The sequence below is a fragment of the Spartinivicinus ruber genome (genome assembly GCF_011009015.1).
GTDB lineage: Bacteria > Pseudomonadota > Gammaproteobacteria > Pseudomonadales > Zooshikellaceae > Spartinivicinus > Spartinivicinus ruber.
Genome location: NZ_CP048878.1, coordinates 4,713,955 through 4,737,008 on the forward strand (window position 1 = coordinate 4,713,955; position 23,054 = coordinate 4,737,008).

The following is a 23,054-nucleotide window of genomic DNA, read 5'->3' on the forward strand; positions in this document are numbered from 1 at the left end:
GATGCTGAAATTCCGCTTAATGTTAATAACAGTTGCAACCTTTATGAGCCTATTAGGTCCCTCTGCTCATGCTTTTTCAAAGGCATGTGTATACCTGCAACCTGGTTCTATGTATGCTGCCCGAATACAAGTTGTATCTGAAAATTGGAGGTCCAAGTGGTCAAATCAGTTTGCAATAGGCCAATCTCAGTGTATATCATTGGAAGCGTTAAAACCCGGCACTTATTTTACAGTACAAATAAGTGCAGCACCAGATCATAGCAAGGTGCTATGCGCACCAAACCGAATCAACAATGTCGAAACACCTGTTTCAGCGATGTTTCTGGCGAGCGGAACCGCACTGGGTATAAAATGCTCAAACCCACATGCTTTGGTTAAGAACGCCCCCCAACAACCTCTTTCTCTTTCCAACTCTAATTTAACTCCAGAAGAAATTATTCAATTCAACCAACTGATTGATGCACCAGAAACCAATACTGAACTGTCATCTGTCGAGAAAAAAATGCTGGATACTGCAAAAAAATACTTGGCTGGGGAGCTTTCGAAAAAGAAAGCTTTAGAGAGCTTAATATCTATGGAAATTCAAACATTGAAGTTTGCTTTGGACGCAGATCAAGTGCAAATCTTACGTGAAACGGATGATGATTATGTTCGTTTTGGATTCCTGAGAGGATCAGATTCTTTAGAATTAATAGGGCAACCTTCTGCCTTTGTTAAGCTCAACCACAAGGAAGCGGCTCCCAATTCAAGCGCTTTGGCAGATTCACTTCACGCAGAAGGAATGCCTGTAGTAGCAATATTAGGTAAAGCGCGTATTGGTAGTCCGAGAGATGTACGTGAAGCAATTAAAACGGCATCGAAGGCAATGGATAGGGTGTATCTTGATCGAGAAGTGGCATTTATTACAGGTGGTTATAAAGGTGCTCTTGATGATGTATATGGTTATACACGTATTGGGTATGAGCGAGCAAAAGACTTAGAAGCTTATACGTTAGTAGTAGTACCAGAAGCAGGCACTAAAGATAGCCATAACTATGTAGATGCGAAAGATATTTTTGGCAAGATGTGGGGGGACGATACGCCAGCGTTGGTAGGTGTTGCTGATGCAGCAATGGTATTTGCATGGTATGGCTCATGGACAAAAATTGAGATCGATACATTGCTTCATCAAAAAAAGAAGGTGGTAATAGTGAATCCTTTTCAGAAAGAAGGAGATGAAGTCGTTGAAGTCAAAATGAAGAAAGGGATAGTGAAAAGTTATCGCGATCCAGAGGTCGCAGCAAAAGCATTAATCAAAATGTTACCAACAGAGGATGAATTGAAAGAGTCAGCACCAAAAGATGTCGAGAAACTGCCATACCGTGACAATGCTCTGAGCGAAATAGAGTACTACCCACTTCCTCGTTGGTCAAAAGAGTCTGGAGAGCGAACAGCAACCAGTATGATCTGCCAAGGAAAAGTTCCTTGTGAGCCGCTTCTGCCCAATTTTTAATTATCGTATCGAATAATAAAATACCGGCACCGTTGTGTGTCGGTTTTAAAAACATGCAAAATGATCGTCGTTTATTTTCTTAATAGGGAAGATCAGCCCTCACTACTAGTCTCAGAACAGGATTACTTTCTATCTAAACTGATCAAACTACAACTATACCGCTATATTTTCTAATGACTACCGATAAGAAGCACTATCAGCTGTTTTTGAAAAACAACATAAGAGGTGGGATTGAGATAGAGAGCAAATAAATATAAGTTATTATTGACTTACATTTACTGAAGTGTTACCAATAAGTAACATTTTAGAGGTTAGGCTAATTGTTTATATTTTCTATCGAATTAAGTGTTAGCCTAGAAAAACTTAGGGTAGTTAGTGGAGTATAAGTTTTGTTAAAGAAGTTTTGTGCACTATTAGTTTATTTTTTAACATTTCCATTATTAGCTGATAGCTATAAAAGTATTGCTCTCATTTCAGTATCAACCCAATATGATGAAGAAAAAATAAAAAGTGTTACTGATGCATTAGTGAAAAAGGGTTATGTTGTTTCAACAAAATACTTGAATCAAGTTGTTTCTGACTTTGGCTATGTAAATACAGAAAAGGCTAGGGCAGAAAGTTTAATAAATGCTTTATTAGATGATGGTGTAGATATTGTGTGGTTTGTAAAAGGAGGTGGTGGAGGGGTAAATATTCTACCTTATCTTCATATGGAAAAAGAAAGATTACTATTAGCAAAACCTAAAATATTAATTGGTTTCAGTGATGTCACAGCCATTCATTCATTTGTGAATGAAACTCTACAATGGAAATCTTTGCATGGTGTTGTAGCAAGCTATAATAAGGATAACAAAGATAAAGACGAAAAAAAGATACAAGTGAATGACTTAGAGCCACTACCTTCAGTGGAACAGGTATTATCAAAAGGAGTATTTTACCAAAATATCATTCCATTAAATACATTAGCTAAGAAAGGAGCTAATGGTGAACTAAGAGGCGGTAATTTTACTTTAGTTTCGTCATTATTTTCTACAGTATATGAACCAAATCTATCGGGTAAAATCCTACTTTTAGAAGATATTGGTACATCATTCCGTCAATTAGATAGACGTCTTCACCAGCTTCTATTCAAGAAAGACTTAAATGTTAATGCAATAGTATTTGGACAGTTTTATCCTCTTGACCCAACAGATGAACAACGTCTAATTTATAAGTCTGTAATTGAGAAATTTGCACAAAAATTCAATAAGCCTGTTTATTATTACCCTTATGTAGGACATGGAAGGAAAAATCACCCATTAATCTTAGGGACTAATTCTACTCTTAAATGCGAAAAAGATTCTGAGTATTGTTTTATTAAACAGTAACCTTATCTGTTTTTACTACCACTATCTGGACACTGTTCCAGATAGTAAAAAAACACATAACACCAATCTAAAATAGTAGAGAACAAAAACCAATCAGAAGCCTCTCTAAACTTCCACCCCACTCACCTTTCCTCAAGTCACTCCAAAAACCAACAAAATGCTACAATTTTTTTAACGAGTGCTGTTGAATACACCCTATACAGTAGCCAACTAACAAGCGACTGAAAATGCTGAAAACAGCATTTTCTGATCCAGATTATCAGAGGTTTATTGTTAAAAACGAAAAATCCAAGGGTTAGGCCTAAACGTTAACAAACTTGATTAAAGCTAAGGCCTTGGGCCCTTGATTTTAGCTTAACTGCATTATTGGCTTAAAAGTATGTCACTTGTTGGATTCTTCTAAAAGCTGGTCGATTGTACTCGCCAGCTCCTTTTTGTTGGCAGGCTTGATCAAATATCCCTTGGCTCCTTGCCGCTTAGCCCACATGATATCTGTTTTCTGATCTTTTGTTGTCAGGATCACTACTGGAATATGTTTGGTGCGATCATCTGTAGTGATTTTTCTCGTAGCTTGAAATCCATTCATTTTAGGCATCACTATGTCCATCAAGATCAAGTCTGGCAAAATTTCAATTGCTTTTTCAACACCCTCTTCACCACTTTCGGCGGAATATATAGTGTGTCCGAGACCCTCAAGAATTGCTTTATGCCCTTCTATCATTGTTTCTGAGTCATCCACGATTAGAATTTTTGCCATAGAGTAGAATCCTTGTGAGCTTGTTTAAACAATAACAAGAATATTGCCTAGTTATGTATATCTTAGTTATTGATGAGTAAGACTTCTACGTACAAGCAGTAAAATAGTTGACATCCTTCTTATTCCTCAAAGTATGGGTTTTATTAGCTTTTCGATCAATGTCAGTGGCTGGGCTAGCCCCCTTTGTATAAGGGGCACTTCTCAACCTTACCACCAGCTTATAGGGTTCATATGATATAATTATAGTTATCATATGAACCCACAAGGAGAGCAAAATGTCTGCCTCTGGAAGAATAGAAAGTGGAAGCTCAAAGCTTCAATTTAACCCTGCTAAAGCCACTAAAAAGAACAAGCTACTTGCTCTTGTAATTGGTATGGACCGGATAAAAATTCAGACCTCATTATTAGAAGGCCTTTCAGTAAAGGCTATTGCTCATATTGAAAAGGCGCTAGGAATTGATCAAAAAACATTTTTGCTAATTTCTGGCATGTCAAAAGCTACCCTAAGCCGTCGAAAGCAAGCAGGACGCCTAACGCCAGATGAGTCAAGCAAGGTGTATCGGTTTGTTCAACTATATGACTTAGTAAAAGCAATGATGCTGGACGACGACGAGAAGGCCAAAAACTGGCTAAAAACACCAGAGCCTTTATTTGGTGGTAACACCCCACTGGAGCATGCCAGAACAGAATTCGGTGCAAAGGAAGTGGAAGACCTTATCGGGCGTATCCGACATGGGGTGTTTAGTTAATGCTAAAAGGATGGAGAATAGCAGCACCGGTATACTCAAAAACACCACAAGAGATACTATCAGGAGAAGGAGCCTTTTTATTTGGTGGGTGCTGGAACTCAAAGGGAACAAGAGTTGTTTATCTTTCTGAAAGCCTGGCACTTGCCTCTATGGAGTTGTTAGCGCACCTCAAACAGTCAGATATACTGATGCAATATCACAAGCTGCCAGTGTCGTTCGATGAGTCGTTAGTCATGGATCTAGATACAGATAGCTTACCGTTGAACTGGCAGTCTTATGAAATGGAACCAGATACACAGGCAACAGGTGATTTCTGGGTGCAAAATAAACTATCTTTGCTGCTTAGAGTGCCTAGTGTAATTATTCCAGAGGAGTCAAATTATATTCTTAATCCAGCGCACCCAGAATTTGATAAGCTTGATATAGGTGAAATTGTTGACTTCGGGTTTGATTCTAGATTGGTGAAAAAATGAGTGACTCCGACAGTATAGCTAATCTGTTGTATATGTCAGATACAAATGTTTATACCCTGCAAATTACTTTTTCAGATATTATCAATACTATCAACATTACTTACTAGTAATGTTGATAGTATTGATAATATCTGAAAAAGTAATCAAACCTGGCTCTAATAATAAATAATTATTCATATATTCAGTCAGGTTCCTCAGTGAGCATATGAAACTTAAATTTTCTAGCTCCACATACTTACCGAGGTAATACATATCACTTAAAGCGCATCAGAGGTATATTGTTGGGTCCCGTATAACCATAACGGTATGGCCGGCATGGGGAGTTCCATGTGGGCGACCTGCTGCTTCGCTTCATCCGAGACGGTAATTTGCCATTTTTCAAAATAACGCCGTAAATCTTCCTTGGCAATTTTCGAACCCATAATCAGTAAATAATCGGCTGCAGACTGCCCCTTGGTCTTCGCATAGCCTCGCTGATGGTAAAGCTCACGGGTTTGGCTGTACAACTCTGTATAAAAATCCCATCCATAAGCTAACGCAAATTGATGATAAAATGCCAAACGCTCAAAAAGGTCCTTAATGTCATTCCAGCCTTTGCCTTCATTGAGCTTTTTCAGCACCTTGTCATAAGTCTTCTGAGCGGCTAAACGTGACGGCTGGCCAAATTGATCTTGTTGATAGAGCGAGAACAGGTTAACTGTCACTTCCATTGTTCCAGGTAACATCCAATCGCGCTGTTGATAATTATGGCCCAGCTCGTGGAAAGGCCCCCAACCCAATACATTGCTGTATTTTTCCAATTTGGCTTCTAAGGGGGCCATGATGGGGTAACCTGCATGCATCCAGCCCGCACTGATGGTTAAATCCGAGTGAAAACGGTTAGGTAACGATGGGGTCTTATGTGGCTCCGGTTTATCTTTACCTAGCCCCATCAGTTGGTAGGTGTTATTTGTCAACTGCTGCCAGGCTTTGGCGTAAGCTTCAACATCCTCAATTTGTTGTAGCTGCTGCTTGGACAATAAAACGATCATATTGCCACTGTGGATTTCTCCCCAAGGCGCAGGATAATGTTTAATTTCGCTATTCCATTGGGCATTCGAGTGTTCACCCAGCTTAAAGTAAGGGGCTTTTACGGCATTTTTGATTGTGATGTTAGCTTGCGCCTGACGATACTGTTTGTGAGAAGTAGTCAGGTAGATTAGTCCACCATAAGGGGCATTAATGGTATTACGGCCTACTTTTAATGCCTGCGTAAAGCTAACCTGTGGAGGACGTGCCCATTTTTTACGGTTCTTTTCTGTGGCAATGTTATCCGTATGGCCATTCACCCGGACTTCAATGTGACTGGCTTGACCCTTAGCCATTGTTTGATCCGATGGAGAGGCGACTTCAATCACAATCGTTTCGCCAGCACGGGCATAAAGGCCTGTGCTTAACCAAAAAGGGGCGGTACGGGATGTTCTGACCCAGTCACTGTGCTCTTGATTAAAATCAAACGCGAGAGTTTTAACGGTCGAAACAGCATCTGTGGGAACAATGCCCATCACGTCATGACCCGCTGCTGCGCTCTGATTGGTTGATAAGTCTTTTGTAACTGAGTCAATATAAGCTAACACTTGGGTATACGGCCTTTCAGTCAGTCGGTCGAATGGATAGTTGAGATCCTTGTCGAGGTAGGTGAGTAACGTGTTTACCGGTAGAGGTAAGTTTTGAAGAGTACGCCCTAAGTTAATAGCTAGTTGTTCGAGAGTACCTTTTGATACGGTATAAGCCGCAACGCCTTCTTCAACGGCTTTCAGATAGGCTAAACGTTCGGGTACGTTTCTTCCAATCATTTCATTAATAGCAGGCTTACTTGCAATTTGATGTGAAAGTTGGGAACGCGATTTACCTCCATCCCAGGCAATACCAGCTTTCGTGAGAAGCTGCTGGCCTGGTGCGGTTTTCAGGTTAGTTTTCCAGGTCCACACCTGATGCCCCATCAGCAAGCTTCCCCCTGCGTTGACGTAATCTTCAAGCACAGCTTGTACTTCTGGTGACTCGATACGAGGATCAACAATAGCAACAGGAAACTCAGCTGGATCAAACAGGGCGGCTTGTTTGGCAATATCAGCTACTGTAGTAGGATCAATCTGATATTGATCATCAAATGTTTTATTGCGCCATTGCTTCCATTGCACTAACACTTTCAAACGCTGGTCAGCGGTTTGTAGAACTGTATCGTAAGGCTGAGGGTGTCTCGCCGTTAACCAGCTCAATAGATTACTAGCAAATTGCTGCATACTCGGTTGAGCCGCCGGGTTAGTCAAAACGTTTAAATAGTCGTTAATTTCACGCCCTAATACAACTACACGGCCTTTCCCTAGTCGGCCAGCGGCAATGGTCCCAACACCTAATTGTGGCTCTTTGGCATGCACTAAAAACCCTTGAGAATTTATGGCAACCAACCGGCTAATATTGCTGCTCGAAAATTCAATTTTTTGTACATTGTGATATAACGCTTCTAAATCTTTTTTGTGAGAAATTTTCAACGCTTGAAAGAGCGCTGTGGCTTCTTCTAATGTTTTTGTTGCTTGGTCTACTATACTTTGCGTGGCATCGTCATCTGCCATTACCTGCTTGGCATCCGCTACCATAGGTAAAAAGCCATCAATATCCTCAGGGTAATAGGCATTATTTTCTACGCCAGATACAACTTGTTTTAATAGATTATCGGCTTGCTCAATGCGGGCTTGTAATTGGTTGTGGTTTATAGGGGGCTCAACAGAAAGCCACTGCCAACGTTGATTCGTTCCACCATGAGCTGCATAGGTAATCACTTTGCCTGGCTCAGAGGCAGAAGCATCCAGCACCATCTGGGGATTTTTTTTATTTTGGAGTTGCAGATCTGTTAACTGCCATTGTTGATGAATTCCCTGGTGGCATCGCCACATAAAAACAGCGGAATTATTCGCAGGATTACGACCCGCTTCCATACAAAAATCGGGAGCAACACGGGAATGAAAACGACCTAACGCATCCTGATACCATTGTTGTTCAGGCAGCCCTTCACAGCTATTCATCCTTACAGCCGCATGATTCGAGACTGGTGACTGCACAGTTAAACACTGTGCTTTTTCACCTAATTGAATAAAGTGATATGACTGTGTTTTTGCCACACCTGTATTTAATCCAATGGCACTAGCAATACCCAGTGCAGAAATCCATAACGATTTTTTCACAACTAAATGCCTTTTACTGCTTAATGACCACAAATTTTGTCGTTACTCTGAAAGACTTATCGTAGAAATAGACGTGTCGCTTATTAATGAAATAAATAAACTTTGGTTGTTTTTTTAATTTGCACAGCAATGTATCACATTACTTTTTGAAATTCGATTTATTTATATCAAAATTCCAAAAAAATATATAATGTCAATTTTTTTAACAAGAAAACAATGCAATCGTTTGAGTAATTGATTTAAATAGACCGATCAGAAATGTCAAATTAGCTGACAATAGGTAACAACTTTCAGAACAATTAAGTCAGAAGTAAAAACTTTTTTAAACAAAAATAAGAAAATACTAATCGTTTTATTCATTTATTAGTTAATAAAATAATATTTATTTAGCTAGCGATAATTAATTGAGTGTGAAATAACTAGCACAGCTCATCAAAAAATACATGGCTATGTCAATCGGGGGCCTGTTAACACTAATTTTGTTACGCTTGAAAGAATATTAATTGTTTTTATTTACAACTAAGCAGATAGAGTATGTTGGCTTGAATGACAGCTCCAGGAATGTGGAACTGAGAATACGCAACCCTGGACGTATTGTAGCAGTGGCTCTATCTGACTTAGAAGACCATTCCTTGCGCAGTGTGGGCATGGAGTAGTCAAATATGGAAAAGCAAACTATAAACTAAGTTAAACAGCCCTAAACCAATAAGCAAAGCATGAGTATAAAACATATTCTACTGATGGTCCTTGTGGGATTACCTATTAGCCTTTCGATCATCTATTTTGTTACAGGAATAGACTTAGCAGGCTTTATGTCTTTTCAAGATAATGCGAAAAATGAAATTGTATTTAAATCAGAGTCTGGCTCAATTACAGCCCAAAGATCAGACATTACTGGCATAGAAATTGGCAAAACAAGAAAGGATGGCCATGTCGTTCATTTAGAACTTACCTCTAAGTTTGGTGAAAAAATGTTCTTATTCACCTCTAAAAACTTAGGAGCTCCTTTATCAATTACAGCCTTCGGTACAAATATAGAAAAATCTGAAAATATAACATCTAGTCAAACGAACAGGATGCAAATTATAGGGCTAACAAAGAAAGAAGCTGAGCTATTAGTTAACAATCTTAAAAAGATTAAAGAAAATTGATGATTTTCCCCTACTTAATCATAGGGGTAGTTTTCATCCCAACCGTTTAACCAAAGTCTTAGCACTTAGCCAAATCTGCTTAAAGCGCCTATCGCCTTTATTCTACTTAACCGTAATCACTCAGTGAACGTGTGAGATATTTTAACCAGCCACACACAATTGCAGAGGGAACACGTTAATAGAGTCCTTTACGGGAGTTTTCAATATACTGATCGAAGTCGTTCTGATCTTCAACAAGAGGATCACTATAGTAATGATATTTTCTACGCTCTTTTGAGTCTAACCATTGAGCAGTAGCATCAACAGTTCCATCCACAGACATTTGATAGGCTCGTTTCCAAGGATAGAATTCAAACTTTACTTTATAACCTGCTATAACAAATGCTTCTTTAATAATGTGTGGTATAAGACCTCCATGCTTTAAAGATTTGGAGTTATATGGTGGATACTCAGCTGTTGAAATCCTTAAAATTTGTTCAGCATTGAGTTTACTTATAATAGATGTGGTCAGTATCATCTCAATGATAATTATGAATATTCTCATTATATACTTACACGAGATAAAACAGTGTATTTAGTTATTTATAGCTCAAGTTTGCTTTTACTCTATTCCAAAGTTTTTCTTGATTAATATTGCTGCTAAATTATTCATGCAACCGCTAAGGCTGTTACAGTCGTCAAACACACTGCACTGCCTGGCTATGGCCCTAGCGCCTTATTCTGCTTGAGATACCCACTCAAAACGTGCCCAACTATTGGTAAAGACATTAAATAATGGCAAAATATCTTTATACTACAAAACACACTATTTAAGATATTTCTTAGATATTTTCTGAATCAATCCATCCTTCTTCATGGCTCGGATAGCCTCTGTAATACGCGACTCATAGCTTGCCAAAGCTGATTTACGGGAAAGGCCGAAATAGATTTGCGCATCGTTTCCCGGATGATAGACTGCCTGCTCGAATTTTTCGGTAAACCCATGCTGAGCAATTTGAGCCTCTACCTGGGGATGTGTACCGACAATCACACCAACACGGCCTTTGTCCAACATTTGCAGCAACTGGATTTCCTTTACTACCTCCGTTTTGGTGATCTTTGGATCATTGTTAAAAGGATCGAAATATTCAGACCCGCGAACGACTCCAACGCCGAGTCGATAAAGGTCATTGTAGGTCTGGACTTGATCTCGATCTCCCTTACGCACATAAAAAACAGTAGTCAGTGTATAGTAAGGTTCTTCTGGATAGAGAATGTACCTCTCTCGCTCCTTGTTTTTTGCCACAAAGGCAATACCATCCACCTTGCCCCCTTCCAAAAGTACCATCAATCTTGCCCAAGGAAATTCCACGATTTTGATTGTAATACCAGTGCGTTTTGAAACTTCCTGAACAATTTCTACACTGATTCCTCGTATAGACTGATTGTCTACATAAGCAAAGGGGGGCCAGTCAACAAGCCCGACCGTATAAGTCTTCGCATGGACAGAACTGAAGAAGGTCGACAGTAGATAAGCTAGGACGATCAGTTTCATAGTGTTTCCAGATTAGCTTGTTTTCTTACTATGTATCCTCTTAGGGGCTATAGCTTAGAGTAATATCCCCCTAACTGTAGGTCATGGTACTTTTCATAGGTACCATCCTGTTTCATAGCTTTTAAGCTATTATTGAAGTCTTTGACTAGCTGTTTAGATTTAATATTTTTTTTGGAAAAAGTATATGATTAGTAAAAGACACCAGTGGTTTTCGGTTAAAATCTACGCTATGCATTAAGCTGCTATCAAACTTTCTTTGTAACAAAGAATAGCCTGCTACAGATCCGATAACTAAAATATCAATTCTATTTTTAAACATCATCCTAAAATTAATTTCATCATTTGTACTAAAAACAACATTAAGTTTTTTATTATTTGCTGCACTTATAAATTCACCAGTATATGTATAACCTCTTGTTGCACGTATTCTATAGTTTCTTAAATCACTTAACTTTTCCCATTTTTTCATTGGCTTACTTTTTAAATAAAAGAAAACATAATCTTCCTGATATAATGGTTCGCTACAAAAAAATATTTAGCTCTTTTTGGGGCACATATCCAGTAAGCAGTGGCGTCATATTCTCCCGATAAACCTTGTTTATAATTCCTAGCCCATGGGTAATACACATATGAGACATTATAGCCTTCTCGTTGGAATGCCTCTGTTATAACATGGTGAACAAAGCCTCCATGTTTCAAGTCTTTTGATGACCAAGGTAAATTTTCAGCTGTACTTATTAACAGTTTTCTTTCCTCTTTCGAAGAAAGAGAAGATAAAAAAATAAGAAATAAACAAAAATAATAAAGCTTTTTCATATTCATTTGGTTTTTAGCTTTTAAAGCTTAAAGTTTAGTCGCTTCAAGATGATGAATCCAACCTCCATTGTGGAAACAGACAAAACTTGCCAATAACGCCGACTTATCAGGTATTAACAAGAAACATATGACAGATTGATTATAAATACATCAATGAATAGGCACACTTCGAACGAGTGATGAAACAGGACGTGCAACTGTATAGAACGAACCGAAACGAGAAACCAGCAGCAATAGCCCTATATGAAGCTGTATAGAATCACGTTCCAGCTTGAGATTAGAGTATCAGTAGTATTGGCATTAGTAATATCGATATCCATAGTGTGGCATCCCCGGCAGCGCCTACACCATAAAAGTAAGCCATTGCTGCTCTGGTGCCGGACAAGTGAGCAGCCTAGGTTCAATTATTATTTATGCTATGGACATCTCAACTGATTCTTGTTGTTGCTTTTTTTGGAATAAACTAAAACTTGTTTAAAGCGTTTATTCTGAGGTTCTGGAGTACTACATAACACCCCTTTAATTCCCAAAAAATCTCCTGTTCCACCAATAATTGCAATCTCTGATAACCCTTTATCAGACTCCCTACCCGCAACCTGTATGCTACCTTTTTTCCCTTTTCCAGAATCACTGAAAACGAGGCTCCATTGGCATTGACCATAGTTGTTTTCTGGGTTGTCTGGTAGTGTTGGATGATCAGTACCACTAAAATCAGGGACGCCAGGGTCTGTTCGAATACAAAAGCCTGCATTGCGACCAAGAATATCTTTACCATTTTCCGCAAGAAGGATTTGGTCAAAAACAAAAATATCCCCTGGAGAGTCTAGCCGATCTTCTGTATCGGATATTGCCTGGTGTAATTCCTATGTTCTCACGTATATCTGCATAAGTAATCATTCGCTTAACGTCAGCATAGCTATGAATAGACAATCCTATAATACAAGCAGAAAATAGGCATTTTTTTAGCATCACTACAACCTCCTAGTCATAAAAAGTAAAGCCGCCCAATAAAATAACTTAATATCATCTTGTTTTACAATAAATCAACTTAAATACAGAATCTGTCTTAGAGTAACAGCCTCGCCTTTTTATCTATCTACCTCTAAAGCAACAAAAATTATCCCAAATTGGTTTTGAATGAAAATTAAGTAGGTACAGACTTTCCAAGCCCAACCGCTACTGTCACCTGTCCCCTTCTCCAACCCACATCCCCCGCCATCTTAGACGATAATGCCACTTATCGGAAATCATAGGGATGAACTTTAAGTTTGATCATCATTGAGGTCTATAGGCTACATTTAGTATTAACTGCTTATGTATGACTAAGTATTTTAATGATGCTCAAAAGTACAGTTAGGATTTTAACTAATTTACTTCTATATGCTGGTCTTTTAATAGGTTGCAGTGATGATGAATTAGAAGTTCAGCAAGCGGCAATCAAGGAAACAAAAGAAAAGATAGTGTTAGCTTATGCAGAGTGGACAGATGCCATTGCAACAACGCATACGATAAAGCTAGTGCTAGAGTCCCATGGGTATGAGGTGTCTATGACTTCTGCCAGTATCAATCAGGTATGGGCAATGGTAGCATCCGGAGAAGCAGATGCTATGGTTACAGCCTGGTTACCGTCTACTCACAAAGATTATCTAGAGCAATATCAAGAAAAAATAGAAAACTTAGGGCCAAACCTATCAGGTACTCGCTTAGGATTGGTAGTTCCTTCCTATGTTCAAATTAGTGCCATTAATGAACTAAATAGTTTTTCAGATCAATTCAATGGCGTTATACATGGGATTGAACCAACAGCAGGGTTAATGAAGCTAACAAAACAGGCTATCAAAATCTACCAGCTTAAATATCAATTAACTCAAAATAAAAGTATTAATATGCTCAGGAAACTTGAACAAAGCATTGATCAGAAAAAATATATAGTGGTCACAGGTTGGACACCACACTGGAAGTTTGCGAAGTTTGACTTAAAGTATTTGGCAGACCCGAAGCAAGTTTTTGGTAAGCAGGAGTTTATAAACTCTATTATAAATAAAGAATTTTCTAAAAATAATCCTCAAGCAAGTAAAATTATTGATGATTTTGAGTGGACTACCAGTGATATTGCCCAAGTCATGGTTTGGATGAATAAAGGTATGCGTCCACAAGACGCTGCTAATAAATGGTTAAGTAGTAAAAAATAAGAACTTAAGAAAGCTAAAATATCCATATGTGTTTAGTAGTCACATCTTCAAATATACTAAGAAATTGTGTTAACAGGTTTTAGTGTGGTATTAAGTAATTTGCTCCATAACACATTTGGTAATGTATGTGTTATGGAACATCAAGCTTGACTTTTATCTATTTACATAGGACCAACTCTATAATGCTTGGTTCTTTTAGTCGGATAAGCAGTGATCACCATACCGTTACTTCCTAAAATAATGATAAAGTTTGAGTAAACATCAAAGCTTCCATCACCTCTCGGTACAGATACTTCGCTATATTCGCGTCTATAGTTACCGTTAGTTTGCTTTTCATGTTTTTTAGGCTGCCTTTGAGTTAAAGCCGTCATAATGAGATGAGATAATTGAGTTGTATTTTGTATTTCATAGTTTTCCCAGTCACGGCGATGACCTCCATCATTATTAGTCCAAATATGAGATAAACCATAACTAAATCGTTGGTGACTACCGGGAATACGAGGATTATTTAAATACAAAATTCCTAAGTTCTGGCCTGTAGGTGCGGCATCCCGCCCGATATAGGGGGTAAAATCAGAGAACTGATTGCTATTTAATCCAGGAGGCAAATTGTTATGATTATTTTGGTTTAAAAACTCTCGCACAAGATTACGATGACGCTGTTGATCACTGGAATTATTTGAGTCATTAGTCACATATCCTTCTTCTACCCGTGGTGGTAGAGCGACAACCTTATCTGTATTTTTATGGCGTTTCTTAGTATTTTTAACACACTGCCATTCACCACTTTCTTGCTTCACAGAAGTGTCTCGCGAGTAACAACTGGTCTTTGTTACTTTTTTCTTACGCTGACGCAGTTCATTAGGAGCAATGTTCGGAGATGAACGTGTATCGCTGTTGACAAGTACCTGAACTGAACGAGCAATTAAAGACTCTGCTTGCTCCGCATGTTCGCGTACCCATTGATCCAGCTGAGCATTTCCAGTAGCAATATTATCTGGAAAAACAGCTGCACCTCTGGCTTGATCATCAAGGAATTGGCGAAGCCCTGTTTGCATGGTAATTTGGTGATCTAAAGAAACATCTCCTAACCAGGATATAACTTGCTCTTCATTATCATTACAATGGTTTTGTTGATCAGCTTGGGTTGTACCTGTATCCACTTCATTCGCACAGTAGGCAATATCCATTGCTGCTTGATAAGAGGTTTGATTGCTAGCTACATCTAGTTCATTACTACTGATGGGTACAACAGTATCTGTTTCATTTGGATTAGGCTCAGGAGATTCATTATTTGTCGTATAAGTAATGACAACAGAAGAGTTATTATTTTGCTGGGTTATTTGTGGTGAATGTTCCCCTGTATCGATTTCACAAATGGAAGGTGCTCCAAATAGCCGCTCAATCCACCAAGCTGAAAGTGTATTGACTCCCTGTATAAAATCTTCCCAACAGCGTTTAAATCGTCGATTAACAGGGTAGGTTCGCTGATCTAAAAACTCAATGTCATAGTCTGAATAATAAGGGTGTGGGGTAAGTTTACCAGCTTCAATATTTAAATTTGCTGCTTCTTGTACAATATTGGCATCATTAAAATGAAATGAGCTTACCGTTAGAGGCAAGGTCTGCCACAGACTCATAGAGTAATCATCAGCCTGTAAACTAAGCGGTGATTCCAGCAATGAATCACCTACAGCCAATAATCCTTTTTCATCAAACCGGGCTTTATTTATCATGACATGAATGCCTGGTTTTCCATCAGTTAAATAACTAGCTGGTGTGATTAAAATCGATACCAGCACATTAGTATCTAAAGGATCAAAAGGCTCGCTCAATGGGAAAGACCAACGCCAGTATTTTTGTGTGTAACCAGGAAAAGTCGATGAATCCTCACTATAACTTTCATGGCCATTAGTGTAATGGCTATTATTTCGGGAGGTGCCTGTATAGTGAAAAGTTACTTTGTTCGAATTTATAGTACCAGCAAGTCCAGGAAATAAGCCTTTACTTTGATCTTGATTAAGTGTGACAGCTGCTTCACCTTCACTGTTTTTTGATGGATAAAGCTTGGTAGGGCGAATAAAAAAGCTGCCCTCGCCAATAGAGGTATTAGCAGTATTCACCAATATACGGATACTTTGGGTAAATGGCTTTCCTTTATACTCTTTGAGTGTATCAGTACCAGGTGTTTGCTTTACCCATTTATCAATTTGAATGTCTCGAATAGGAAATGTCCTAATTAACATATCATGTATATGACGGTCCTGAGGGGTATATCTATCAAGATAACTTCCATACCAGGCAGCTCTTACTTCAAACGTACTAAGAGGAAAACTTGTGGAATCTGTCACACTGGACTCTAAACGTCTTAATGTTTTATTTTTATTGCTATTATCCCAGATATATGCGGTTGCAGCTTTTCCAACTGAAATTGAATTTACTTTGGAGAACGGGAAAGTTGATATGTCTTCAGTTTCACCTGCAACAGCACATTGCGGTGTACCTTTATAGTTTTTCTCTGGATAAAAGCAAACATTAAAGTCATCTTTAGTGAATTCAGCCCAACTGAATGTCGAGATAATAAATGAAAGAAAACAAGTAGAAATGTTAACCATATTGGAACGATAAGGGTGCATTAGTAAACTCCAATAAATTGTTTTATTTTGGTTACATGGTTTTACTTACACTTAAATATAAAGTGTGTTCGTGGTTAAGCTTGTTATGTGCTTTAATGCAAAAAACAGTTTTTAGTTAAATTTATAATAAGTGCTATGCAAGTAGAAAAATCAATAGCTGCAGATAGAATAAAAGCAAACAAAAAAATCAAATGCAAATACGATTAATTACAACCTTGAACAAATCAACAATAAATCTAATGCAGTATAACTACCAAAAAAAGCACAAACAATCAGACATACAATCATTGTATTGTCTACCAAAAAATGAATTCAAACTTCATTTCACATACAAAACCTAATGCAAATTCTTATATAGAGAATACACAAACAACAAGAAATGAAGTTTATTTATCAATTATCTTATAAAAAAACGTTGATATGCATCATTTGTGATTAACTTCAAGTGATATTTACTTTATCTAAAGTAAGGTTTCTCAAAATCAAAAAAATCATATAAACCAAAATAAAGCTACAGCAGTTTTACTAAAGGAACCATCGATGATCTTTACAAATAGAAAGTTAACATCAATTATTGGTACTACTATAATAACCATCCCATTATCACAAATTGTTTTTGGTAATAGTAATGTAAATATTGAAGAAGTTATTGATAGCTTAAATAAACCTTTTATAGATAAAGAAAATATTGGCGTTCCCCGGTTTGATCCTAATGCAAAACTTACTTCAAGAATAAGCTATCCTGTTAGCTCTGGTACTTCACTTAATGGAGATAATACATTTAAAATCGCTATCCTTGACCAAGGGTTTGAAGATGATTTTGATGTATACATTGAACCTGGTCCACGTCCGATACTACGAGCTAAAGGGCATGGCACACTAGTAAAAGATATAATAGAACAACATGTTGGACAAGATGGAAGGCTGTACAGTTCTCAGTCAGATAGACGTGTAGTGATTGATGAGCTTACAGGGGATAACAGACATAAAGATAAACAATCAATATATTTTGGAAATTTCTTTGCTTTTGCTGTAGAGCTTGCTAATAAAAATGGCGCTTATGACTATCTAAATTTTTCAGGTGGTAGTAATAGTATTCAAGATACCCAATTGATAAGCCTATACAATGACTTAAATGCAAGCTCAAAGATAACAAATAATTGGTCAAACTTAACTGATAGTGAAAAAAGCAAATTATCTGATTTTTTTGTTAGCTTTTCAAAGAATTATAATACTATTGAAAGTAGTAGCTCATTTTTGTCTCATGCTAGGGCGATCACTATTAGAGATATCATAAAGCGATTTGGGTGGACAGAAGAAGATATCAAGAAAAAAATTCCAGAAGATCAATTTAATATGATTGTAGAAGGAACTAAAAAGCAACTAGTAGGAAAATATATAGCATATGGAAATAGAATTACTTCACTAAAAGCATTAATTAAAATGGGTACACATATATATCTAGCAAATGGTAATTCACCAGGCCAAATTAGTGTTGGCTCCCTATTAACACCATTAAATAATCAAGAACCAGGAAGTATTAATGTGATTGGAGCACTTGATAAAGTCCAAACTCCATCTGAGCAAATAAAAAATGCAAGCGAAGTTGAAAGCAATAACATATTTGTTGGTTTTCTTGGGCAGCAAGCTCAACAAGGTGGAGCTAGTCGATTTGCACCTTCAATTGCACCATATCAGCTTACACCAGAACTGGTTAAAAGATATCCAACATTTAACGATAATAATTACTCAAATTCAGCTGATAAAAAGTATGCACCTGCAGGTGCATCATTTGCAACGCCTTATGTATTAGCACATGATCTATTAGAAAAAGCTGGTTGGTCATCATTTGCGAATGATCAAGAGCATATACAAAGTATTGTAGGACCTGATGATAAAGAAAATGATGGATATTTATATATAGAACCACGATAATTTAATAAATACTGATGATTAAAAGCTAATAGCAAAATGGTTTTTAATCATCAAGCTGCTATTACTAATACCTAGACATACCTTTGACTGTAAACCACTCTTGATTTATTTATTGCCCCAAAGCCACTAATTGCCTGCTTGGTCACATATCGACAAATCCACGATCAGAAGTGAATGTAGTTAGTATAACAGTCAAATAGCTTACATGAGCCTGTATTAAAATTCTCATGAAGGTTGTCACCAAACGATTACCCAAGCGATATGACTTTCATCCCATTGATAATGTTCCGGTGTTATGCCCAATGAACCGAGGTAGTCTTGGTGATCATAGGTTAAATAACCTCTACGGCCTCCCCTCCTCTTCCAAGCAGCGAATAGTGGTAGCCACATTTTTCATTAACGCCCATCACCTGCGATAATTCGGAGATGGAAAATTCCACAAAATCCGTTAAAATACTACAAAGGAATATGAGTTGATGACACAAGGATCGGTCTATATGCCTTTAGTAAAGTCTCAACAAGAATCAAGAAAACATCCACGGCGATCTATCATCTGGAGAGCATTAGTAAAAGACAAGAAAAAAAACTTCTTTACACCTTGCATTGTGCTTGATATTTCAAAAGAGGGTGCACTAATAAAATGTATTGAACCATTTAAGGAAGGACTTGTTTATCCAATGATGATCAATGCTGTCATCGACCATAAAAAGTACCAAATCTATACTATGGCAAAAATGTCGAATATTGTTTTATCGCAAAAGCATTATAAAATTGGTGTTTCTTTTATAAAAATAGATCCAGAAGACCAAAGTATTCTGGAAAATTTTATTGAAAATATTTTTTGATGAACAATAAACTCAGCTAACTTCTTGGTTTGCAAAATATGGTCACGATGCCAAAGTCTTTGTATTCGCTCTAAATGATGTATTATATTTGGATAACGTGAATTGCATAATTTCAAAAGCTAACTCAAGCTCGAATCAAAAGCCTACATACCGAAAAAATCACTCATTCTTTTTATTTACTACTGTAATCACATCTATTAGCTCTTATTAATTCATAGAGATAGTCATTTTTATAAAATGTTCAGCGTTAATCCCAACGCTTAAAAATTAATGAGGTATTAACCCCACCAAAAGCAAAATTATTACTAGTGACGTACTCGCAGTTTAGTTCGCGGCCTTCCCCCATAATATAATCAAGCTCACCACATTGGTCGTCTATTTCCGTTAAATTAATTGTCGGCGCAAACCAGTTGTTGTTCATCATTTTAATAGACAACCATGCTTCAATTGCCCCACAAGCACCTAAGGTATGGCCTAAATAGCTTTTTTGGGAACTGATAGGCACGGTATTGCCGTATACTTGTTCTGTCGCTCTGGTTTCTGCAACATCACCACGGTCTGTTGCTGTGCCATGAGCACTGACATAGCCGACTGCGTCTGAGGTTAACTCCGCGTCTTTTAATGCCAGTTCCATCGCAATAGCCATGGTTTCTGCATTAGGTTGGGTAACATGAGCCCCGTCCGTGTTAGAACCAAACCCAACAATTTCAGCATATATAGGCGCACCTCTGGCAACAGCATGCTCTAACTCTTCCAAAATAAGAGTGCCAGCTCCTTCCCCAATCACTAATCCATCACGGGCTTTATCGAACGGACGTGGGGTTAATTCCGGGGTATTATTTTTAGTACTGGTGGCAAATAAAGTATCAAAAACCATCGCTTCCGTTGGGCATAGTTCTTCTGCTCCCCCAGCAACCATCATATCCTGCATGCCATACTTAATAGCTTCATAAGCAAAGCCAATTGCCTGACTACCAGAAGTGCAAGCGCTGCTGGTGGGAATTAATCTTCCGGTTAGACCAAAAAATAAACCGATATTGACCGCAGCGGTATGACTCATCATTTGAATATAACTGGTGGCTGTTACCCCTTTGCAACTACCATTAGTAATCATGGAGCCAAATGCCCCCAGAGGTTCCGTGCTACCCACTGAAGAGCCATAGGCCACCCCCATTGACCCCAGACGAATTCTTGGATCGCCTAGTAAACCTGCATCTTCCAGTGCCTGCTCTGTCGCTCGCGTAGCCATTAAACTAACTCGTCCCATACTACGGATTTTCTTCCGAGAATAGTGAGATGGCGGGACAAAGTCAGTAACGGGGCCTGCTAGTCGGGTGTGTAAACCTTCAAAACGGTCCCAGTCATTCATCCGCGTAATGCTATTACGTTTGGCCTTTAAGTTACCCTGAACCTGCTTCCAACTCTGGCCAATGCCTGTAATACAGGACATACCCGTCACCACTACACGACGCATTAGCATAGCCCCCCATTAACAGAAATTACTTGTCGGGTAATATAAGCTGCACCTTTAGACATTAAATAATTAACCAATGATGCAACCTCTTCAGGCTTTCCTACTCGACGAGCTGGTATTTGTTTAACAATTTCAGTAACAGGTAAATCATCAGTCATATCAGTATCAATTAATCCAGGTGCAACACAATTAACCGTAATTTTACGTTTGGCTAATTCTATAGCTAATGCTTTGGTAGCACCAATAATACCCGCTTTTGCAGCACTGTAATTCACCTGTCCCCGATTACCTATTAATCCAGAAACAGAAGCCATTGTGACAATTCGTCCCGGCTTTCTGGCTTGTACCATTGGCATGGTTAAGGGTTTTAACACATTATAAAAGCCATCAAGATTGGTATGAATAACTCGGTCCCAGTCATTGTCAGTCATGGCAGGAAAAGCATTATCAGCAGTTAAGCCCGCATTACACACTACACCATAGTAAACACCATGCTTAGCAATATCTTCTGCTAATACCGCTTCACATTGGACCCGATCACTAATATCAAACTGCAATAGATCTGCTTTTAGCCCTGTTTCCGTTAATTGGTTGACGACAGACTCTGCTTGTTGCTGCCCCTGGCGATAGTGCACTACAACCTGATAGCCAGATTCAGCCAGTCTCATCGCAATTGCTTTGCCAATCCCACGACTGGAACCGGTCACTAAAATTCGTTTATTACTATTACTCATAATTGCTCAAAAAATTCTGCAGGATTATCTGGCTGAAAAACATTAATGCTAGCTTCAGCAATGAGCTCTTGGTGATAAATAGCACAGTCAAAAACACTCAACCCTTCATCTTCATATTTTTTACTTGCTTTGACCTGATAAGTATTACCGAGTAACAAAGCATCAGCCAAACACGCATAACGTCGTGTACCTAATAGAAAGCCTATTTTTACTGATTCATTAGCTAATTTATGCTGTATTCCTGCAAATAAGCCGATCGTTTGGGCCATATATTCCAAGCCAAACCAAATAGGGACAAATCTTTGCTGCAAGTTAAAAAAGCGGGCCTGCTCAGTGACAGTAAAACTTGCTGTAACAAAATCAGCACCATAATCTTCCACCTGATCTAACAACACCATAGGATGGCCATGGGGTAATAGCTCCTCCGGCTGCCAACGGGATTGTTTATTACTCATACGGCTTACCTATTACCACACTAATATTATTACCACCAAAGGCAAAGGAGTTACTCATTAAGTAATTCCCTCCTATCGCAGCTGCTTGAGTAAACTGCTCTCCCAGCTTCACTAACGCGATAGATGGTAATTCTTGGTCATAGCAATTATCCCACACTTGTGGTGGTAGCAGCTGCTGTTGATTATGATCAGTCAATAATAACCAGCAAAAGCCTATTTCCAAAGCACCTGCTGCGCCTAATGCATGGCCAGTAAGAGGTTTGGTAGAACTGCAAGGCGTATGACTACCACACACACGGCTAACAGCTTGGGCCTCCATTGCATCATTTTGCTTGGTCGCTGTTCCGTGCAAATTAATATACGCAATGGCTTCAGGCGGTAACTGAGCATCCGTTAATGCCTGTTGCATTGCCTGCTCAGCGCCTTGTCCAGTCGGATGTGGTGCAGACATATGATAAGCATCAGAAGACTCACCAACGCCCATCAGTTGAATACCACCAAGCTCACGGGTAACGACAAATAAGGCAGCTCCTTCACCAATATTAATGCCATTACGGTTTTCGCTAAATGGATTACAGATACTATCAGAAACAGATTCCAGCGAGTCAAAGCCATTTAAAGTTAACCGGCACAGCGTATCAACACCGCCTGCAATCACCACATCACAGATGCCTGAGTGCAATAACTGTCTGGCAGAAGCCAGCGCTTTTGCACTGGACGAGCAAGCAGTGGAAATAGTGTAGGCCACACCCTCTAGTCCTAAATAATTCGCTAAAAACTCTGTACTGCCACCAATTTCCTGTTGCAAATAATGGTACGTTGCTGGAAATTGCTGATGCTGTAATTTATAACTCGCCGCTTCCTCCCCTTCATCAATACCAGAGGTACTGGTGCCCAACACCAATCCCACTCGTTCGGGGCCATATTGCTTGATATAAGTTTCTACCTGATCTGCAATTTGTTGATAAGCAGTTAATAGCAACTGGTTATTTCGACACTGATAGTGTTGCCATTTTTTATCCAGTTTGGGCAATGTAGCTTGAACGGCACCGACAATTACTGATTTTTCTGGAATAAAATCATCTCTGGCCTGCATCCCTTGTTGGGAGCCTGTAATTAAACTCTGCAAAATGGTTTGCGGATCATTGCCTAATGGACAAACCATACCAAGAGCAGAAAGTCGAATGGGCATTTTCATAACGGTCTATTTAAATGACTTCCTT

Annotated in this window: 21 protein-coding genes; 8 read left to right on the forward strand and 13 right to left on the reverse strand. The window is 38.5% G+C overall.

The window, feature by feature from the left end; genetic code table 11:
- The first annotated feature begins 1 nt into the window (after position 1).
- Together G4Y78_RS21475 and G4Y78_RS21480 are read left to right on the forward strand one after the other, a co-directional pair.
- Positions 2-1,492: a hypothetical protein gene (locus tag G4Y78_RS21475; protein ID WP_163834946.1), complete on the forward strand. Its 1,491-nt coding sequence runs from the start codon at positions 2-4 to the stop codon at positions 1,490-1,492.
- A 389-nt stretch (positions 1,493-1,881) separates the two neighbouring features.
- Positions 1,882-2,859, forward strand: coding sequence for an LD-carboxypeptidase (locus G4Y78_RS21480; RefSeq protein ID WP_222937555.1), 978 nt, complete (start codon positions 1,882-1,884; stop codon positions 2,857-2,859).
- 382 nt (positions 2,860-3,241) lie between these two features.
- Here the strand turns inward: G4Y78_RS21480 and G4Y78_RS21485 are convergent, their stop codons facing one another.
- A complete protein-coding gene (locus G4Y78_RS21485) occupies positions 3,242-3,616 on the reverse strand; it encodes a response regulator (RefSeq protein ID WP_163834947.1) in 375 nt (124 codons plus the stop codon).
- Between the two features lie 275 nt (positions 3,617-3,891).
- On the opposite strand from G4Y78_RS21485, the gene parS reads away from it, so the two are divergent.
- Entirely contained in the window at positions 3,892-4,365 is a 474-nt protein-coding gene (gene parS / locus G4Y78_RS21490) for a type II RES/Xre toxin-antitoxin system antitoxin (RefSeq protein WP_163834948.1), read from the forward strand.
- Positions 4,365-4,838 carry an RES family NAD+ phosphorylase gene (locus G4Y78_RS21495; protein ID WP_163834949.1) on the forward strand — a complete coding sequence of 158 codons (474 nt, stop codon included), beginning with the start codon at positions 4,365-4,367 and terminating at the stop codon, positions 4,836-4,838. The genes parS and G4Y78_RS21495 overlap by 1 nt, the downstream gene beginning before the upstream one ends.
- Positions 4,839-5,095: 257 nt before the next feature.
- Here the strand turns inward: G4Y78_RS21495 and G4Y78_RS21500 are convergent, their stop codons facing one another.
- Positions 5,096-8,059, reverse strand: a complete 2,964-nt coding sequence (locus G4Y78_RS21500) for a M60 family metallopeptidase (protein ID WP_163834950.1) — start codon at positions 8,057-8,059, stop codon at positions 5,096-5,098.
- A 716-nt stretch (positions 8,060-8,775) separates the two neighbouring features.
- On the opposite strand from G4Y78_RS21500, the gene G4Y78_RS21505 reads away from it, so the two are divergent.
- Positions 8,776-9,210, forward strand: a complete 435-nt coding sequence (locus tag G4Y78_RS21505) for a hypothetical protein (protein ID WP_163834951.1) — start codon at positions 8,776-8,778, stop codon at positions 9,208-9,210.
- 175 nt (positions 9,211-9,385) lie between these two features.
- On the opposite strand, the gene G4Y78_RS21510 is transcribed toward G4Y78_RS21505, so the two are convergent.
- The 5 genes from G4Y78_RS21510 to G4Y78_RS31790 form a co-directional block, all read right to left on the reverse strand.
- Complete coding sequence (locus G4Y78_RS21510; RefSeq protein ID WP_163834952.1) at positions 9,386-9,754, reverse strand: transporter substrate-binding domain-containing protein; 369 nt, start codon at positions 9,752-9,754, stop codon at positions 9,386-9,388.
- Between the two features lie 261 nt (positions 9,755-10,015).
- Positions 10,016-10,744 carry a substrate-binding periplasmic protein gene (locus G4Y78_RS21515; RefSeq protein ID WP_163834953.1) on the reverse strand — a complete coding sequence of 243 codons (729 nt, stop codon included), beginning with the start codon at positions 10,742-10,744 and terminating at the stop codon, positions 10,016-10,018.
- Between the two features lie 145 nt (positions 10,745-10,889).
- Entirely contained in the window at positions 10,890-11,213 is a 324-nt protein-coding gene (locus G4Y78_RS21520) for a hypothetical protein (protein WP_163834954.1), read from the reverse strand.
- 11 nt (positions 11,214-11,224) lie between these two features.
- A complete protein-coding gene (locus tag G4Y78_RS21525) occupies positions 11,225-11,566 on the reverse strand; it encodes a type 2 periplasmic-binding domain-containing protein (RefSeq protein WP_163834955.1) in 342 nt (113 codons plus the stop codon).
- 410 nt (positions 11,567-11,976) lie between these two features.
- Complete coding sequence (locus tag G4Y78_RS31790; RefSeq protein WP_163836558.1) at positions 11,977-12,408, reverse strand: dirigent protein; 432 nt, start codon at positions 12,406-12,408, stop codon at positions 11,977-11,979.
- Positions 12,409-12,894: 486 nt separating this feature from the next.
- On the opposite strand from G4Y78_RS31790, the gene G4Y78_RS21535 reads away from it, so the two are divergent.
- Complete coding sequence (locus G4Y78_RS21535) at positions 12,895-13,752, forward strand: glycine betaine ABC transporter substrate-binding protein (RefSeq protein WP_163834956.1); 858 nt, start codon at positions 12,895-12,897, stop codon at positions 13,750-13,752.
- Between the two features lie 161 nt (positions 13,753-13,913).
- On the opposite strand, the gene G4Y78_RS21540 is transcribed toward G4Y78_RS21535, so the two are convergent.
- A complete protein-coding gene (locus tag G4Y78_RS21540) occupies positions 13,914-16,388 on the reverse strand; it encodes a hypothetical protein (RefSeq protein WP_163834957.1) in 2,475 nt (824 codons plus the stop codon).
- A gap of 540 nt (positions 16,389-16,928) precedes the next feature.
- On the opposite strand from G4Y78_RS21540, the gene G4Y78_RS21545 reads away from it, so the two are divergent.
- Positions 16,929-18,323: a hypothetical protein gene (locus G4Y78_RS21545; protein WP_163834958.1), complete on the forward strand. Its 1,395-nt coding sequence runs from the start codon at positions 16,929-16,931 to the stop codon at positions 18,321-18,323.
- Positions 18,324-18,560: 237 nt separating this feature from the next.
- Here G4Y78_RS21545 and G4Y78_RS21550 read toward each other — a convergent pair whose 3' ends face one another.
- Entirely contained in the window at positions 18,561-18,713 is a 153-nt protein-coding gene (locus G4Y78_RS21550) for a hypothetical protein (protein WP_163834959.1), read from the reverse strand.
- Positions 18,714-18,799: 86 nt separating this feature from the next.
- Here G4Y78_RS21550 and G4Y78_RS21555 point away from each other — a divergent pair, with 86 nt between their 5' ends.
- On the forward strand, positions 18,800-19,168 hold the full coding sequence (locus tag G4Y78_RS21555; RefSeq protein WP_163834960.1) for a PilZ domain-containing protein: 369 nt from the start codon (positions 18,800-18,802) through the stop codon (positions 19,166-19,168).
- Between the two features lie 247 nt (positions 19,169-19,415).
- Here G4Y78_RS21555 and G4Y78_RS21560 read toward each other — a convergent pair whose 3' ends face one another.
- Genes G4Y78_RS21560 through G4Y78_RS21575 form a run of 4 tightly spaced genes read right to left on the reverse strand, consistent with a single transcriptional unit; the run spans position 19,416 to position 23,029 of the window.
- The gene (locus G4Y78_RS21560) at positions 19,416-20,648 is read right to left on the reverse strand and encodes a beta-ketoacyl-ACP synthase (RefSeq protein ID WP_230425630.1); all 1,233 of its coding nucleotides are present in this window, start codon (positions 20,646-20,648) and stop codon (positions 19,416-19,418) included.
- Positions 20,642-21,376 carry a 3-oxoacyl-ACP reductase FabG gene (gene fabG, locus G4Y78_RS21565; RefSeq protein WP_163834961.1) on the reverse strand — a complete coding sequence of 245 codons (735 nt, stop codon included), beginning with the start codon at positions 21,374-21,376 and terminating at the stop codon, positions 20,642-20,644. The genes G4Y78_RS21560 and fabG overlap by 7 nt, the downstream gene beginning before the upstream one ends.
- Positions 21,373-21,831: an ApeP family dehydratase gene (locus tag G4Y78_RS21570; RefSeq protein ID WP_163834962.1), complete on the reverse strand. Its 459-nt coding sequence runs from the start codon at positions 21,829-21,831 to the stop codon at positions 21,373-21,375. The genes fabG and G4Y78_RS21570 overlap by 4 nt, the downstream gene beginning before the upstream one ends.
- Positions 21,824-23,029, reverse strand: coding sequence for a beta-ketoacyl-[acyl-carrier-protein] synthase family protein (locus tag G4Y78_RS21575; RefSeq protein ID WP_163834963.1), 1,206 nt, complete (start codon positions 23,027-23,029; stop codon positions 21,824-21,826). Before G4Y78_RS21575 ends, G4Y78_RS21570 begins: the two co-directional genes overlap by 8 nt.
- Between the last annotated feature and the right edge of the window lie 25 nt (positions 23,030-23,054).

Coding starts and splice junctions, on each gene's coding strand:
- G4Y78_RS21560 (WP_230425630.1), bottom strand. CDS start 20,648: ATGCTAATGCGTCGTGTAGTGGTGACGGGTATGTCCTGTATTACAGGC.
- G4Y78_RS21550 (WP_163834959.1), bottom strand. CDS start 18,713: ATGTGGCTACCACTATTCGCTGCTTGGAAGAGGAGGGGAGGCCGTAGA.
- parS (WP_163834948.1), top strand. CDS start 3,892: ATGTCTGCCTCTGGAAGAATAGAAAGTGGAAGCTCAAAGCTTCAATTT.
- G4Y78_RS21520 (WP_163834954.1), bottom strand. CDS start 11,213: ATGAAAAAATGGGAAAAGTTAAGTGATTTAAGAAACTATAGAATACGT.
- G4Y78_RS21540 (WP_163834957.1), bottom strand. CDS start 16,388: ATGCACCCTTATCGTTCCAATATGGTTAACATTTCTACTTGTTTTCTT.
- fabG (WP_163834961.1), bottom strand. CDS start 21,376: ATGAGTAATAGTAATAAACGAATTTTAGTGACCGGTTCCAGTCGTGGG.
- G4Y78_RS21545 (WP_163834958.1), top strand. CDS start 16,929: ATGATCTTTACAAATAGAAAGTTAACATCAATTATTGGTACTACTATA.
- G4Y78_RS21505 (WP_163834951.1), top strand. CDS start 8,776: ATGAGTATAAAACATATTCTACTGATGGTCCTTGTGGGATTACCTATT.
- G4Y78_RS21535 (WP_163834956.1), top strand. CDS start 12,895: ATGATGCTCAAAAGTACAGTTAGGATTTTAACTAATTTACTTCTATAT.
- G4Y78_RS21515 (WP_163834953.1), bottom strand. CDS start 10,744: ATGAAACTGATCGTCCTAGCTTATCTACTGTCGACCTTCTTCAGTTCT.
- G4Y78_RS21510 (WP_163834952.1), bottom strand. CDS start 9,754: ATGAGAATATTCATAATTATCATTGAGATGATACTGACCACATCTATT.
- G4Y78_RS21495 (WP_163834949.1), top strand. CDS start 4,365: ATGCTAAAAGGATGGAGAATAGCAGCACCGGTATACTCAAAAACACCA.
- G4Y78_RS21570 (WP_163834962.1), bottom strand. CDS start 21,831: ATGAGTAATAAACAATCCCGTTGGCAGCCGGAGGAGCTATTACCCCAT.
- G4Y78_RS21575 (WP_163834963.1), bottom strand. CDS start 23,029: ATGAAAATGCCCATTCGACTTTCTGCTCTTGGTATGGTTTGTCCATTA.
- G4Y78_RS21485 (WP_163834947.1), bottom strand. CDS start 3,616: ATGGCAAAAATTCTAATCGTGGATGACTCAGAAACAATGATAGAAGGG.
- G4Y78_RS21525 (WP_163834955.1), bottom strand. CDS start 11,566: ATGAATATGAAAAAGCTTTATTATTTTTGTTTATTTCTTATTTTTTTA.
- G4Y78_RS21555 (WP_163834960.1), top strand. CDS start 18,800: ATGACACAAGGATCGGTCTATATGCCTTTAGTAAAGTCTCAACAAGAA.
- G4Y78_RS21475 (WP_163834946.1), top strand. CDS start 2: ATGCTGAAATTCCGCTTAATGTTAATAACAGTTGCAACCTTTATGAGC.